This window comes from Aquirufa sp. (assembly GCF_044377215.1).
In the GTDB taxonomy this organism is placed as follows: domain Bacteria; phylum Bacteroidota; class Bacteroidia; order Cytophagales; family Spirosomataceae; genus Aquirufa.
Window position 1 is genome coordinate 14,569 of sequence record NZ_JBILJM010000030.1, and the last position, 15,454, is coordinate 30,022.

Annotated in this window: 11 protein-coding genes and 3 tRNA genes; 12 read left to right on the top strand and 2 right to left on the bottom strand. The window is 31.8% G+C overall.

Annotated elements, in window-relative coordinates; translation table 11 throughout:
- Nucleotides 1-172 precede the first annotated feature (172 nt).
- The 11 genes from gltB to ACIQ6T_RS09150 all read left to right on the top strand — a co-directional run bounded on the left by gltB (nucleotide 173) and on the right by ACIQ6T_RS09150 (nucleotide 12,872).
- A complete protein-coding gene (gene gltB / locus ACIQ6T_RS09100; RefSeq protein WP_395785637.1) occupies nucleotides 173-4,741 on the top strand; it encodes a glutamate synthase large subunit in 4,569 nt (1,522 codons plus the stop codon).
- A 6-nt stretch (nucleotides 4,742-4,747) separates the two neighbouring features.
- Entirely contained in the window at nucleotides 4,748-6,247 is a 1,500-nt protein-coding gene (locus ACIQ6T_RS09105) for a glutamate synthase subunit beta (RefSeq protein ID WP_395785639.1), read from the top strand.
- A 62-nt stretch (nucleotides 6,248-6,309) separates the two neighbouring features.
- Nucleotides 6,310-6,396 (top strand) — tRNA-Ser (locus ACIQ6T_RS09110).
- Between the two features lie 11 nt (nucleotides 6,397-6,407).
- Nucleotides 6,408-6,481 (top strand) — tRNA-Pro (locus ACIQ6T_RS09115).
- Nucleotides 6,482-6,544: 63 nt separating this feature from the next.
- Nucleotides 6,545-6,618: transfer RNA gene (locus ACIQ6T_RS09120), tRNA-Arg, on the top strand.
- 132 nt (nucleotides 6,619-6,750) lie between these two features.
- Complete coding sequence (locus ACIQ6T_RS09125; RefSeq protein WP_395785641.1) at nucleotides 6,751-7,950, top strand: hypothetical protein; 1,200 nt, start codon at nucleotides 6,751-6,753, stop codon at nucleotides 7,948-7,950.
- Nucleotides 7,947-9,089 carry a glycosyltransferase family 4 protein gene (locus ACIQ6T_RS09130; protein WP_395785643.1) on the top strand — a complete coding sequence of 381 codons (1,143 nt, stop codon included), beginning with the start codon at nucleotides 7,947-7,949 and terminating at the stop codon, nucleotides 9,087-9,089. The genes ACIQ6T_RS09125 and ACIQ6T_RS09130 overlap by 4 nt, the downstream gene beginning before the upstream one ends.
- Nucleotides 9,090-10,241 carry a glycosyltransferase gene (locus tag ACIQ6T_RS09135; RefSeq protein WP_395785645.1) on the top strand — a complete coding sequence of 384 codons (1,152 nt, stop codon included), beginning with the start codon at nucleotides 9,090-9,092 and terminating at the stop codon, nucleotides 10,239-10,241. It begins immediately after the preceding gene.
- Between the two features lie 3 nt (nucleotides 10,242-10,244).
- The gene (locus ACIQ6T_RS09140) at nucleotides 10,245-11,132 is read left to right on the top strand and encodes a glycosyltransferase family 2 protein (protein WP_395785647.1); all 888 of its coding nucleotides are present in this window, start codon (nucleotides 10,245-10,247) and stop codon (nucleotides 11,130-11,132) included.
- On the top strand, nucleotides 11,125-11,688 hold the full coding sequence (locus ACIQ6T_RS09145; protein WP_395785649.1) for a WcaF family extracellular polysaccharide biosynthesis acetyltransferase: 564 nt from the start codon (nucleotides 11,125-11,127) through the stop codon (nucleotides 11,686-11,688). The genes ACIQ6T_RS09140 and ACIQ6T_RS09145 overlap by 8 nt, the downstream gene beginning before the upstream one ends.
- Nucleotides 11,685-12,872, top strand: coding sequence for an MraY family glycosyltransferase (locus ACIQ6T_RS09150; protein ID WP_395785651.1), 1,188 nt, complete (start codon nucleotides 11,685-11,687; stop codon nucleotides 12,870-12,872). Before ACIQ6T_RS09145 ends, ACIQ6T_RS09150 begins: the two co-directional genes overlap by 4 nt.
- Here the strand turns inward: ACIQ6T_RS09150 and ACIQ6T_RS09155 are convergent.
- The gene (locus ACIQ6T_RS09155) at nucleotides 12,832-13,932 is read right to left on the bottom strand and encodes a glycosyltransferase (RefSeq protein WP_395785653.1); all 1,101 of its coding nucleotides are present in this window, start codon (nucleotides 13,930-13,932) and stop codon (nucleotides 12,832-12,834) included. The two genes, ACIQ6T_RS09150 and ACIQ6T_RS09155, sit on opposite strands and share 41 nt — an antisense overlap.
- Before the next feature lie 92 nt (nucleotides 13,933-14,024).
- On the opposite strand from ACIQ6T_RS09155, the gene pheA reads away from it, so the two are divergent.
- Complete coding sequence (pheA, locus tag ACIQ6T_RS09160; RefSeq protein ID WP_395785655.1) at nucleotides 14,025-15,104, top strand: prephenate dehydratase; 1,080 nt, start codon at nucleotides 14,025-14,027, stop codon at nucleotides 15,102-15,104.
- Here pheA and ACIQ6T_RS09165 read toward each other — a convergent pair.
- Nucleotides 15,078-15,454: riboflavin kinase (locus ACIQ6T_RS09165; RefSeq protein ID WP_395785657.1), on the bottom strand; the 377-nt coding region annotated here is incomplete at its 5' end. The genes pheA and ACIQ6T_RS09165 overlap by 27 nt on opposite strands.

Here is a 15,454-nt window from a genome sequence, read left to right on the forward strand (position 1 = left end):
GTTCTTCGAATTAACTTTATTCGAAAGAATATTTTGTAAAATACATATTTGCCAAATCTATTTTGTGTTAAATTTGGTTTACACTTACATTTTATATTGTCCCGTAATAAATTAAAAGTTTTTTTTATTATATTTTTTTTATAATATAAAATTTGAAAAATCTAATTTCTATATGAATAACGTTACCGAAAATGGACTTTACAGAAAAGAATTTGAACATGATGCTTGCGGTATTGGCTTTGTAGCTAGTTTAAAAGGTATTAAATCCCACCGTATTGTTCAAGACTCCATTAAGATGCTAATTCGTATGGATCACCGTGGAGCTTGTGGGTGTGACCCTAATTCAGGTGATGGAGCAGGTGTTCTTGTGCAATTACCTCATGAATTCTTTTTAGAAGAAACTAGTTTACTTGGATTTACTTTACCGTCTTTGGGCCATTATGGTGTAGGAATGGTTTTCTTTCCGAATGATGAAACTTTAATAAAGGAATGCAAAGAGGTTATTGAACGCAAAACAAAGAAGTTAGGATTACGTGTATTGGGTTATCGAGTAGTTCCTGTAGATAATTCGGAAATCACGGGAGCAGATTCAGGAAATACGGAACCTTCTATTCAGCAATTATTTATAGAAAGACCGGTTGATTGTGCCACTGAGATTGATTTTGAACGAAAACTGTATGTTTTCAGACAATACGTAGCTAAGTTATTAAATGAAACAATTTCTGGCTTAGATAATAACTTTTACTTCGCCTCTTTATCATGCCGTACGATTATTTACAAGGGTATGTTAACGACTATGCAAGTTCCTGGTTATTTCTTAGATCTATTTCAAGAGAATTTCACTTCAGCTTTAGCCATTGTTCATTCTCGCTTTTCGACTAATACGTTTCCAGAGTGGAAATTGGCTCAGCCTTTTCGTTTCATTGCACACAATGGCGAGATTAATACGGTAAAAGGTAATTCATCTTGGATGCAGGCTCAATCAGCTTTATTCTCCAGTAAATATTTTACACAAGAAGAATTAGACATGATTCTTCCTGTGTGTAGTCTTGGACAATCCGATTCAGCCATATTAGACAATGCCATTGAGTTATTGTATTTAACGGGTCGTTCGTTACCACATGTTATGATGATGCTTATCCCTGAAGCTTGGGATGGTAATGAAAGCATGGAAAAATACAAAAAAGATTTCTATGAATACCATGCTGCTATGATGGAACCGTGGGATGGCCCAGCTAGTATCTCATTTACAGATGGTAAACTGATAGGTGCTACTTTAGATCGGAATGGACTTCGTCCGTCTCGTTATTGGGTAACATCTGATGATCACGTGATAATGGCTTCAGAAGCAGGTGTACTAGATTTAGATCCAGCCACTATAGTTTCTAAGGGCCGTTTACAACCTGGAAAAATGTTTGTGGTTGATATGGAACAAGGGCGTATTATTCCTGATGAAGAATTAAAAGAAAAGATTTGTCAACAACAGCCTTATGGGGAATGGTTGTTAAATAATAAGATTAGAGTAGAGGATTTACCAGAGGCTGGAAGTGAATTCAGGGAGCCAAAACCTATTCAATTAGTCTCTAGACAACAGATATTTGGCTTTACTACGGAAGATATTCGTATTGTTTTAGCTCAAATGGCAGAGACGGGAAAAGAGGCTCTTGGTTCTATGGGTATCGATACCCCATTAGCTGTATTGTCTGAGAAGGCTCAGCATCTATCTTCTTATTTCAAGCAGCTATTTGCACAAGTTACGAATCCGCCAATAGATCCAATTCGTGAGCGAATGGTAATGTCGCTACTTTCTGATATTGGTGGTTTATCTAATTTATTAGAAGAAAGTCCTACTCATTGTCGTCAAATCGAAATTCAACAACCCGTATTACGTAATAAAGAGGTAGAGAAAATCCGTTGGATTGATCATGAGAATTTCCAAACAAAAACCATTCACATGACTTTCCGTGCGTCAGAAGAAGAAGGTGTTTTGAAGAAAGCTTTAGATCGCATTAATCAATATGCGGAAGATGCAGTGGATGATGGTTATTCCATCATTTTATTAACGGATAGAGGAATCGATAGTTCTCATGCACCCATTCCGTCCTTATTAGCTTTAGCCTCAGTACATAACCACTTGAATCGTACGAAAAAACGCGCCAAAGTGGGTATTATTATTGAAGCAGGGGATGTGTGGGAAACCCACCACTTTGCTACTTTGATTGGATATGGCGCGAGTGCAATTAATCCATATATGGCTTTTGAAACAATCAAAGCCATGAAAGATCAGGGTTTTGTTAATCAAGATTTAAGCTATGATAAATTGGAGTATAATTATATCAAAGCAGTTAATGGTGAACTTCTAAAGATTTTTTCTAAAATGGGTATTTCCACTTTGCAATCTTATCAAGGAGCTCAAATTTTTGAAATTTTAGGTATAGGGAAGGATGTGGTTGATACTTATTTCACGGGTTCAATTTCTCGAGTTGGTGGTATTAGTTTAGATATCATTGCCAAGGAAGCGCTGATAAAGCACGCGTCTGGATATCAATTATTAAAGCAAGATTCTCCAAAATTAGAAGTAGGCGGTATCTACCAATGGAAACAAAGAGGCGAAGAACATTTATTTAATCCAGCTACTATCCATTTATTACAACAAGCTACGAAGCAAAATGACTATGCTGTTTATAAAAAGTATGCTCAATTAATTGATGACCAAAGCAAGAAAACTATTACGCTTCGTGGTTTACTTAAGTTTAAATCTAGTACTGCCATTTCTATTGATGAAGTAGAACCAATAGAAAGTTTATTAGCTCGTTTTGCAACTGGAGCTATGTCATTTGGTTCTATTTCTTTTGAAGCTCATACGACATTAGCCATCGCTATGAACCGTATCGGAGGTAAATCTAATACAGGTGAAGGCGGAGAAGATCCTATTCGTTTTGAAAAAATGGCAAATGGGGATTCAATGAATTCAGCTATTAAGCAAGTAGCCTCAGGTCGGTTCGGTGTTACTGCACATTATTTAACGAATGCGAAGGAACTTCAAATTAAAATGGCTCAAGGTGCTAAGCCAGGAGAAGGTGGCCAGTTGCCTGGACATAAAGTGGATGATTGGATTGGAAAAACGCGTCATAGTACGCCAGGCGTTGGTTTAATATCTCCTCCTCCACATCATGATATTTATTCTATTGAAGATTTAGCTCAGTTAATTTTTGATTTAAAAAACGCCAACAGAGCAGCCAGAATTTCTGTTAAATTGGTCTCTGAAGCTGGCGTAGGAACTATCGCTGCAGGTGTTGCTAAAGCACATGCGGATCATATTTTGATTGCTGGTTATGATGGCGGTACTGGAGCGTCTCCATTATCATCAATTCGCCACGCAGGTTTACCTTGGGAACTTGGTTTAGCTGAAACCCACCAAACCTTAGTTAAAAATAAGTTACGTGGTCGTGTGACGATTCAAGCAGATGGGCAAATAAAGACAGGAAAAGATATAGCCGTAGCTGCTTTATTAGGAGCGGAAGAATTCGGTGTGGCAACGGCAGCTCTAGTAACGGCTGGATGTATTATGATGCGTAAATGTCATTTAAATACATGTCCGGTAGGAGTTGCAACAACAAATCCAGAATTAAGAGCATTATATACAGGCCAAGCAGACCATGTGGTCAATTTATTCCATTTCTTAGCGCAAGAATTGCGGGAGATTATGGCTGAATTAGGTTTTCGCAAGCTTGAAGAGATGGTAGGCCGTGTTGATCTATTAGAGATGAAAGATCTTTCAAGTCATTGGAAATTTAAGAATTTAGATTTAAGTCCTATTTTAGCACCCTCGGTTTTATCAGAAGGGGTTGCAGTATTTAAATCGGAAGAACAAGATCATGGTTTGTCAGAACAAATTGATTGGGAGTTGTTAAAAATAGCTCAGCCAGCTTTGGATAAATCCCAAAAAGTTAGCGTGGAACTTAATATTATCAATGTAAATCGTTCTGTAGGCACAATTTTATCTAATGAGATAACTAAAATTTATGGCGCTAAAGGTCTTCCAGCTGATACCATAAATATTAAATTTAAAGGTACAGCAGGTCAATCTTTTGGAGCATTTGCAGTGAAGGGTATTAAATTTGAAATAGAAGGGGATGCTAATGATTACGTAGGTAAAGGATTATGTGGAGCTACATTAGTAGCTTATCCATCTCCTGAAGCACCATTTAAAGCCTCTGAGAACTCTATTATAGGTAATGTGTCCTTTTATGGTGCAACATCGGGAGAAGCTTATCTAGCTGGAATGGCTGGAGAGCGTTTTTGTGTTAGAAACTCAGGCGCTAAAGTTGTTGTAGAGGGAATCGGAGATCACGGTTGCGAGTATATGACAGGTGGCTTGGTTATTATTTTAGGTAATACTGGTCGAAATTTTGGTGCAGGTATGTCAGGTGGGGTAGCGTATATTCTGGATGAACAGAATAAGTTCGATGCCAAAGTGAATCGCGAAATGGTAGAAATCACAGAATTAACACCGGAAGATAAAACTATCATCCTGATGTTTTTAGAAAAGCACGTTGCTTTAACCGCTTCTGTTAAAGGTAAACAAGTCTATGATAATTTTTATGCATTAGCTAGTCAATTTAAGAAGGTATTGCCTGTTGATTATAAGAATGCCTTAAGCTCTCGGAAATTAACTATTTCTGATGTATTAGCTGACAAAGATAGAGTGTATCAAGATATTCAAGTAGATTTAAAATAATATAGAATGGGTAAGCCTACCGGATTTTTGGAAATTGACCGCAAATTAGCTCCTAAAAGAGCAGTTTCTGAGCGTGTTAATGATTACAAAGAAATAGAACAATTAAATACTACGGCGGATACGGAAGCCCAAGCTAGTCGTTGTATGGACTGCGGTACGCCATTTTGTCATAATGGTTGCCCACTTGGAAATATTATACCTGAATTTAATGATGCTGTTTATGAGCAAAATTGGAAATATGCCTATGATATTCTAACTACTACTAATAATTTCCCTGAATTTACAGGACGAATTTGTCCGGCTCCTTGTGAATCATCTTGTGTTCTTGGTATTAATAAACCGGCTGTTGCGATTGAGTTAATTGAGAAATCAATTATAGAGAAAGCTTTTTCAGAGGGTTGGGTAATTCCTATCGTTCCTAAAATACGTAGTGGTAAAAAAATTGCTGTTATTGGTTCTGGTCCAGCAGGTTTAGCTGCTGCTGCTCAATTGAATAAGGCAGGTCACTTAGTTAACGTTTATGAACGCGCTGACCAAATTGGAGGTTTGTTACGCTATGGAATTCCTGATTTTAAATTAGATAAGTTAGTTGTTTCACGCCGGGTGGATTTGATGAAGAAAGAGGGTATTACCTTTATAACAAATGCTAATATCGGAACAACCGAAAAATTAACTAATTTAACTAATATCTTTGATGCGGTTTTGATAGCTACTGGAAGTACGGTACCTCGTTTTATTTCTGCAAAAGGAGACGATGCAAAAGGTATTTATCCAGCTATGGAATTTTTATCTCAACAGAATAAGCGTAACGCTACAATACCTCTAGAGGTTAACCATAAAGGTGAAGTCTATGGAAATAATAATATTTATGCTAGAGGAAAGCATGTGGTTATAATTGGTGGTGGAGATACAGGTTCTGATTGTGTAGGTACTTCTAATCGGCATAAAGCGGCCTCTATAACGCAGATTGAAGTAATGCCTAAACCTCCAATAGATAGAGCTTCAACAACTCCTTGGCCTAATTGGCCTTCTATGTTACGTACATCTACTTCGCATGATGAAGGTGTTGAGCGTTTATGGTCGATTGCCTTACAAGAATATGTTAAAAATGATAAAGGTGAATTAGAAGCTCTGATCATAGGTGATATAGTTTACCAAATGAAAGATGGTAAAATGGAGCAAGAGATTATTAATAGCAGAAAGATTCCTTGTGATTTAGCACTAATTGCTGCAGGTTTTTTACACACGGACCATAATGACTTATTTGAGCAGTTAATGGCTGTAGGGGTGAAGTCAGATGAGCGTGGCAATTTAGTTGCAAGTGCAACATATCAATCTGATAATGAGAAAGTTTTCATCGCAGGTGATGCCAGACGTGGTCAATCTTTAGTGGTTTGGGCGATCTCTGAAGGTCGTGAGGCCGCTAGAAATATGGACTTGTTTTTAATGGGAAAAACTAATTTAGAAGGTAAATCTATCTCTAGTTTTGACCTAATAGCCAAATAATTTTTCAGCATAAATTTCATTTACTAAATATATTTACTACATTTGTCCTCTCTTAAATGCTAGGAGAGATGCCTGAGAGGCCGAAAGGACATGTTTGCTAAACATGCGTACTGGTAACGGTACCGAGGGTTCGAATCCCTCTCTCTCCGCAGTCAATTTTCGGGGTGTAGCGTAGCCCGGTATCGCGCTTGGTTTGGGACCAAGAGGTCGTAGGTTCGAATCCTGCCACCCCGACAAAAGTCAATTTATGAGCGAGTGTTTTACACTGTACATAAGTTGGCTTTTTATTTTATTTCAGGTTCCGTAGCTCAGTTGGATAGAGCAACTGCCTTCTAAGCAGTAGGTCTTTGGTTCGAATCCAAACGGAATCACTAGTAAATTGGCTTATTTAATTTGCATTAATTGCTATAATATCTACCATTTTGTTAGGGAGAAAGTTGACTTTACTGAAGAATTCATTTGGAATCCTACTTCTCTGGATTTTACCCCCATTTATTTATTTCTTGAAGGCTTATGTAGGTTTGGGAGGAGGGTCTATTTTTACTGGTATAGTTTATTGTTTAGGTATTCTTTTTTTGTATACTTCTATTAATATTAAACTTGGTTTTAAGCCAAACATCATTTTACTACAAGTAGGGGGTGCTTTTTTTTGTCAAGCATTATTATATTTTTTTATCTATAATATGGAACGTCGTTCCTTTACCACAGATAGCATAAATTTTTTAATACTTTTTTTCTTTTTTTTGTTTTTACTTCGAGTTGACAACGAAGTTCAGAAGTATTTACCTACTCTACTTTTATTTACTACTTTTATTACAAGTATAGCCTTATTATATTCAATATATACGAATCCCGAGTTTGTTCTGGGTTCTAGAGCTACGGTTCAATATAAGAGCAATTCAGGAGAGTTTACAGGTAATCCGCATATATATAGTAGAAACGGTTTGGCTGGATTCATTATTTCAGTTTTGCTAATTATTTATAATAGTAAAAATATATTCTTAGGTGATAAATATTATATAAGAATATTATCTCATTTTAACATGCTAATTAGTTTATTAGTTATCATTTTAACTCAAACGAGGGCAACTATTTTATCACTTGGTTTAATATCATTATTAATGGTTGTTTATGTTCTTAAGTTAAGAGATTTTTTTATTAATATTCGTACTTACGTTTTTATTTATTATAGTTTTTTAATTGTTACAATAATTTATTTAGAAGAAAAATACAAATTTTGGAAATTGGTTGTTAATTATTATAACTCTTTTCTAACCTTATTTTCAAATGCAGTTTTAACTGGTGTTAGTCTTGGAAAGTCTAGTGAACTAGATGCGTCAGCTATGGGAAGAGTATCAAATATAAATTATTTTGTAGATTTATTTAAGGTCGATCCTTGGGGATTTATTTTAGGTCATGGATATAAAAAGAGATACATAGATATCCCTATTTTAGAATCCTTTATCAATTTCGGTTTTCTTGGCTTTTTCACTTTTGTTTTATTTAATTCATTGATATTCTATTTTTGCATTAAGGCCCTTAGTTCTCGCAATGTTTTTCAAGTATTTATTGGTTTATTTTATATTCATACATTGGTGGCTACTTTTGTCGCCGGGCGGCCTGTAGATTTTTCATTTTGGGTTACTTACATTGTTCTAATTCGTTTTTTAGGAATCGAGTATATTGACAAGAAACTTTTATGAAATTATTAATTCTACACAATCAACTTTGGACCCAATATAAATCAGTTATTTTTCAAGGGATATATGAAGATTTCGAAAAATCCTCCGATGAATTATTAGTACTTCAATCTTCAATTTGCGAAAGAAGTAGATTAAATATTATTGATTTTAATCTTTCCAATTTCAATTACACTTACCCGTATGTTTTGCTTAATGAAACTAGTCTAGAGGACTCTAATCCATTAAGAACTACTCTTCTTTGGATAAAATTTATATTTAAATTCAAACCAGATGTTATTAATTTAACAGGTTATGCGGAAATTGGGACTATTGTAGTTCTCGTGTTAGCAAAAGTATTAGGAATAAGAACATTAATGACAAATGAATCTATTCATTCAGACAGACTTCATTCATTTAGTTTAATTCAACTAATATATAATGCATATAAGAATGTATTAATTAGTTTAACTGATGGCTTTTTGTCTTATGGATTAAAATCAAATGATTATCTATATAGGTTGGGAGTAAAGAAGAGGCAAATACACTCGTATTTGAATACGTTTGACCGATCTAAATTCCATTTGTATTCAAATAGTACCTATTCAAATAATGTGCCCTATATATTGTTTGTGGGAAGGCTTTCTGAGGAAAAAAATATTGAAAGTTTAATAAATTTAGGTCGACTATTTAAAAACGATAATTTTAATTGTCAAATTAAAATAGTGGGTGACGGAAGTCAACTAGAATTTTTTAAAAAAATAGTTTTTAAGGAAAAGTTACCTTTAGTATTGGAGGGAGCGAAAAAATGGGATCAATTAGGCCCAATTTATGAGTCGGCAACTGCTTTTATATTACCTTCATTAAATGAAACTTGGGGGATGGTGGCAAATGAAGCTTTAGAATATGGTTTGCCTGTAATTTGCTCAAGTGCCTGTGGCTGCGCAGATGATTTAATAATAAATGGATTTAATGGTTTAGTAATAGATGAGTTTAAATTTACCCCTGATAGTCCTAACGTAACTTATTTTCGAATTAAGGATTACATTGCTTCATTATTATTAAATGATTCATTGATAGATTTAAATAAAAAAATTTCATCTATATATGATGAATCCAAACTTATTAAAGAGTTTGTTGGTGCCTTTAGATGTGTTAACTAAATGAAAAGAATTTTGCATTTATGTAATTATACATGGGAAACTGGTGGTCCCCCCAGTGTCATATATTCTCATTCTAAAATACAAAATGAACACAACATAGAACAACATATATATTCTACTCCTTCAATTAGCCAAAACAATTATTATTTATCTAGTAACCAACGATTATTTATTTTCAAAAGATCTTTTTTTGCTAAACTATTACCTGATTTTTCATGGAAACTTTTTTACACTTTTTTGAAAAATAGATTAGCATTTGATTTTATAATATCTCATGGATTATGGAATTTTGGTTCTATACTTCCATATATTATACCTAATAAAGCAAAGAAAATTATAACACTTCATGGTTTTTTGGATGATTATGTATTGGGTAAATCAATCATTTCAAAAAAAATATTTTGGATTATAATTCAAAAATGGTGCCTTAGTAAAGCCGATTTTATACACATTATTAGTAAAAATGAATTAGAATTTGTTAAATCAAACTTTCCATTTTTATCTTCTAAATTAGTATATATTCCAAATGGACTGGCTATAGAAAAAAGTGTAAAAATCATTGACAAGATTTTTAAAGCAAAAATTGATAAGATCTTATTTGATTCTGATTTGGTGTTTTTGTATTTGGGGAGGTTAAATAAGAAGAAAGGTCTGGACTTATTAATTCCGGCGTTTACTGAATTTCATAGCAAATATAATCTTAAGGCTAAGCTTTTATTAGTGGGTCCTGATGATGGGTACAAAGCATTCATAAAAAAAATATTAATCAGAATGGAAGGTGATGGTAATACAAATTCAATTCATTTACTTGATCCAGTAAAAAATACGGAAAAAGCTTACTTATTAGAAAAATGTAATGTATTTATTCTTCCATCATATTCAGAAGGTTTCTCCATAGCAGCATTGGAAGCAATTGGATATGGAATTCCAGGAATCTATAGTAATACAATTGGTTTTTCAGACGATATTAAAGAGTATGAGGCTGGGCTCATATGTGATCTTAATATACAATCAATTGTAGATAAAATGACTCTAATTGCTTCTGATTTAGAATTAAGAGAGTCTATTAAGAAAAATGGAATAAAATTATTTAACGATAAATTTAAAATAGAAACTGTTGCTAATCAGTATATTCATCAGATTTTAACTTAAAATATGATTCCTAATCTGTCAATAATAGTATTAACATTTAATGAAGAAATTCATTTGAAACGTTTAATTGAAAATATTTCGCAGATTACAAATAAAATTTATGTTGTTGATTCTTTTTCAACAGATTTGACTGTGACAATTTTGAATGAGAATAATATAAATTTCAAGCAAAATAAATTTATAAATCATTCCAAACAATTAAATTTCGCGATTGATACAAATCCTTTTAATACTACTTGGATGATGCGTATTGATGCGGATGAAATTATTACTGATTCACTTATAGATGAATTAAATAATACTTTATTAGTACATGAAAATAGTCAAGTTAATGGTTTTTATGTTAACCGAAAAGTTATTTTTTTAGGAAAAGAATTAAGTTTTGGAAGTTTAAATCCAATGTGGCTTTTAAGAATTTGGAGAAAAGGAGAGGGTTATTCCAATGAAAAATGGATGGATGAAAAGGTCGTACTAAAACACCCCAATACACTGAAATTAAATGGAGTATTTTTTGATAAAAATTTAAATAATTTAACTTGGTGGACTCAGAAGCATAATTTATATGCAAATAGAGAAGCAATTGAGATCTTAAAAGAAAAATATCTTTTTGCTTATAAAAATGTTGAAAAGGCTTCTAATAGAGATATTATTTTATTTAATCTTAAAAGTATTTATAACAGGTTGCCTAAATTTTTACGCCCTATTTTGTTATTTTTATATTCATATATATTCAGATTAGGTATACTTGACGGGTATCCTGGACTAATGTGGAATATATTACAAGTTTTCTGGTATAGATTTTTAGTTGACTGCAAAGTTCATGAAATAGAATTTAATTTTAACTTTAATGATAGCGAGATTGTTAATTTTTTAAATAAGATTGATGAATAAAGTAGATTTTTCACGTTACAACCATGTATTATTTATTAGTTTTTCCTTAAAGCTTAAATATGTTTTATGGTTAATATGTTCGAATATCATTTTCCTTACTAATATACCTTATCCAAATAATCTAAAAGTATTTATTTTAAGGTGTTTTGGGGCGAAAATTGGAAAGGTAGCAATAATTAAACCTTGGGTTAAAATCAAATTTCCTTGGCTATTATCAATTGGTGATCATGTTTGGTTAGGCGAATCATGTTGGATTGATAATATTTCATCAGTAAACATTGGTAATAATGTATGCATATCTCAAGGAGCTCTATTGTTAACAGGTAATCATGATTATACTCAAATTGATTTCCCTTTAAATTCGAAGAGTATAATTATTGAAGACGGTGTTTGGATTGGAGCTAAGTGCATTGTAGTCGGGGGGGTACTCATTGAAACCCATGCAGTATTAAATACACATTCAGTAGCTAGTCGTAACTTAGAACCTTATACTATTAATCAAGGACATCCTGCTATTAAAATTAAATGCAGGGTTGTTATAGATAAAGCCATATGAAAGAATACATATTGTTATTTGAGAATAAAGAATTTCAAATAATTTCATCACTAATTATATCATTAATAATTTCAATTGCTTCAATACCCGTCATTATTAATATTTCAAAGTTAAAAGATTTAATGGCTGAAATTGAGCTTAGAAGTTCTCATGAAAAATTAACGCCAACACTTGGAGGAGTAGCCATATTTGCTGCCACATTAATTAGTTATTTTATTTGGGACAATCCATATGAAGGACATGAAATACATTTAGCCGTGGCTGATTTAATTATTCTATTTTTTCTTGGAATTAAAGATGACATATTAATTCTATCTCCAAAGAAAAAACTATTAATTCAGATCGCTGCTTCTATTCTATTGATTACACTAGGAGATTTGAGAATTAATTCTCTTTATGGTTTATTAGGAATAAGTAATATACCTTATTTTTTAAGTATAATATTTACAACATTCATATTCATTTCATTAATAAACGCAATTAATTTATTAGACGGAATAGATGGTTTAGCAGGAACTGTGGGAGTAATGGCCTCCATTTGTTTTGGATATTTATTTTTCAATTTAGGTCTTTTTGCACATGCAACATTAGCTTTTTCTTTAGCGGGGTCATTAATTGGCTTCTTAAGATATAATTGGTCTACAAAAAATAAAATATTTATGGGAGATACTGGCTCATTAATTGTTGGTTTTCTTCTATCATTTTTTGCTGTAAAATATATTATTTTAAACAGTGACTATTTATATAATCCACAATTGGGTAATGATGCACCTATTTTGGCCATGTTAATTCTTGTTTTGCCATTATTTGATACATTGAGAATGTTTATAATACGCCTATTAGCTTTTAAATCTCCATTTGAAGGTGATAGAAATCACTTGCATCATATTTTAATTGACCAGGGAATATCGCACATGGCAGCTACCATAATATTAGTTGGAGGTAATTGTCTACTTTTATTTGTATATTTTTTATTTCGCCCAAAATTTACAAATTATGAATTCATTGTAACTACCATATTGTTATTCAGTACATATTGTGCAGTCGCCTTCTTTCTTGCTAAAAGAATAAGAAATGTTGATAGAGTAAAATTTACTAAAATTGATAAAATTAAAAGATTACAATTAATGGATGAGAAAAAAATTAAAGAGCAACTTTCTTCAGAAGATTCTGCCAATTATTAAATTCTCTTAAATGATTATATTTATCAAAAACACTATGATTTAAACTAGAATTGAACGATTCCAATTTATTTTGAATAAAATCATCTAATTTAAGTGAAATTGAGTTTATATTAGATGAGTTTATTAACAAGCCATTTGTATTATCAATTAACAGTGAAGCTCCCCCTGAGTTTAAAGCAATAACAGGTTTGCCTAAGTAAATAGCCTCTAGCATTGTTAGACCGAGAGATTCTTCTCGTGAAGTAGAAAAATAAACACTAGATCTTTTAATTAATGTATAATATTCTTTTTGATTTTTGGGGATAATAAACTCTACATTTGAATTAGTTATACTTTTGTGAGTTTTTTCAATCCACGATGAGTAACCTGTATTTGATAATTGACCTACCCATATAAATTTAATTTTTTTATCAATAAGTTTATTTGCTACTTGGATAAATATATCTGTACCTTTTCTATAGGAAACAGATCCTGCACATAATATAATAATCTCATCATTATTTGTTGTTAGATTACTACTAAAATTAAATTTATCAATAAAATCTATATCGATTGTCGAATTTACTATTTCTAAATGTCCATTATGTACTCTACTAATTTCTTCATGTACTAATTGAGAACAAGCAATGATTAAATTTGAATTCAGAATAAGTTCAAAAACCTCACTAGTTATATATGAATAATTAGATGCTAGTTCATGAATATGACAAATAGTTTTTAAATTAAAATTACGTGCATATTTAAGAATGTAAGCAGGGGATAAGCTATTTATATACCATACAGAATATCTATTTTCCTTTTGTATTATTTTCAGTTGTGAAAATAGTAAATCCTCACCAAAATAATGTTGTACTTTATTAAGTAGAGTATATTTAGTTTTTAAATGGTGGTAAGTTATATGAGAAGGTAATTCATTAATTAATTCACCTTCTTCGTTTAAAACAATAATACCAATTTGAAATAATGCTGAATCTAATTTAGATATCAGATTAAATAAAACTACCTCTGAACCAGTTCTCTTTAAATTATTTGTAAAAAATAAGATTCTAATTTTTGACATTTTAAAGCTGTAAGTATTGGGAATAATTTCAAATAAAATACGCTATTCAATCAAAATTACTAAATTTATACTGATATACTAAACGTAATTAGATGATTACAATTAATGAGTTAAGAAAGGGGATTGATAATATTGATGACAATATTATGCAGCTTTTATGTGAACGAATGGAAATCGTTGATCAAATAGGTGTAATTAAGCGCGAATCTAAAAGTTTAATTTATCATCCTGATCGAGAAAAAGAAATAATTGATAGATTGATTAAAAATAATCGAGGAAAATTAAGTAATGGAGCTATTGAAGCAATATTTCTTGAAATTTTTGGTGTTTCACGAAATCTTGAATTACCTGAATTAATTTCTTTTTTAGGACCTGAGGGAAGTTTTACTCATCAGGCAGCAGAATCAAGATTCGGTGCGGTAGCAGATTATATTCCACTGCCAAGTATAAAATCTATTTTTGATTCTGTAGAAACAGGGAGAGCAAAATATGGCATTGTACCTATTGAAAATAATCAGGAAGGAATGGTAAAAGAAAGTCTGGACCTATTAAGTGAAAGAAAATTATTTATTATTTCTGAAATTATTATTCCAGTTAATTTTTGTTTGGCTACCAAAGAGGAATCTATTCAATCGATAAACAAAATCTTTTCTAAAGATATAGCATTTAACCAATGTCAGGGATTTCTTCAAGATTACTTCGGCAATAAACAGGATGATTTTTTTGTACATGTAGATTCAACGTCAAAAGCAGCAAAACTTGGAACGGAGACTAAGTCTTCAGCTGCACTATGTTCTCATATTGCCGCAAAGTTATATGGCTTACCAATATTATTTGATAATATTCAAGATAATGATACTAATCAAACACGTTTCATTATCCTTTCTAAATTAGAAAATTTAAAAAAAACAAACAGAGATAAAACGAGCCTAGCTATAAAATTAAAAAATGATAATAAACCAGGCACATTATTGAAATTATTGCAGGAATTTGAAGAGGCTAATATAAATCTATTGAAGATAGAATCTAGACCACAAAAAGACACAAATGAATTTAAATTTTGGTTTTTTATTGATGTTGAAGGAAATAAGTTAGATACAAACATTCAAAAGTTAATTGATAAAAAAACAGACGAAATAACATTCTTAGGTAGCTACATGAATCTTTGTTAATTTATCCAAAGCAAATTTTTTATCCAGCATTATTTGCTTCTTTAACTCATCTATTGAATTAAATTTTTTTTCTGGTCTAATTCGGTAAATAAATTGCGACTCTATTTTGTAGCCATATATGTCTTCATCAAAATCAAATAAATGTGTTTCTATTGATAAAATTGTACTACTCGTAACAGTTGGCTTATAGCCTACATTAGTTAATCCAATTATATTTTTGATTCCATCAGGAGTCTCTAAAATATTATATGTCAGATATACACCTGGGCAAGGTAAAACCTTTGTATTTTTTCTCAAATCAAAATTAGCTGTAGGAAATCCAATTGTTCTTCCTAATTTATTCCCGTGTA

What these genes read in the sequence shown, in the direction of transcription:
- gltB (WP_395785637.1), top strand. Translation starts at nt 173, where the DNA reads ATGAATAACGTTACCGAAAATGGACTTTACAGAAAAGAATTTGAACAT.
- ACIQ6T_RS09105 (WP_395785639.1), top strand. Translation starts at nt 4,748, where the DNA reads ATGGGTAAGCCTACCGGATTTTTGGAAATTGACCGCAAATTAGCTCCT.
- ACIQ6T_RS09130 (WP_395785643.1), top strand. Translation starts at nt 7,947, where the DNA reads ATGAAATTATTAATTCTACACAATCAACTTTGGACCCAATATAAATCA.
- ACIQ6T_RS09135 (WP_395785645.1), top strand. Translation starts at nt 9,090, where the DNA reads ATGAAAAGAATTTTGCATTTATGTAATTATACATGGGAAACTGGTGGT.
- ACIQ6T_RS09140 (WP_395785647.1), top strand. Translation starts at nt 10,245, where the DNA reads ATGATTCCTAATCTGTCAATAATAGTATTAACATTTAATGAAGAAATT.
- ACIQ6T_RS09145 (WP_395785649.1), top strand. Translation starts at nt 11,125, where the DNA reads ATGAATAAAGTAGATTTTTCACGTTACAACCATGTATTATTTATTAGT.
- ACIQ6T_RS09150 (WP_395785651.1), top strand. Translation starts at nt 11,685, where the DNA reads ATGAAAGAATACATATTGTTATTTGAGAATAAAGAATTTCAAATAATT.
- ACIQ6T_RS09155 (WP_395785653.1), bottom strand. Translation starts at nt 13,932, where the DNA reads ATGTCAAAAATTAGAATCTTATTTTTTACAAATAATTTAAAGAGAACT.
- pheA (WP_395785655.1), top strand. Translation starts at nt 14,025, where the DNA reads ATGATTACAATTAATGAGTTAAGAAAGGGGATTGATAATATTGATGAC.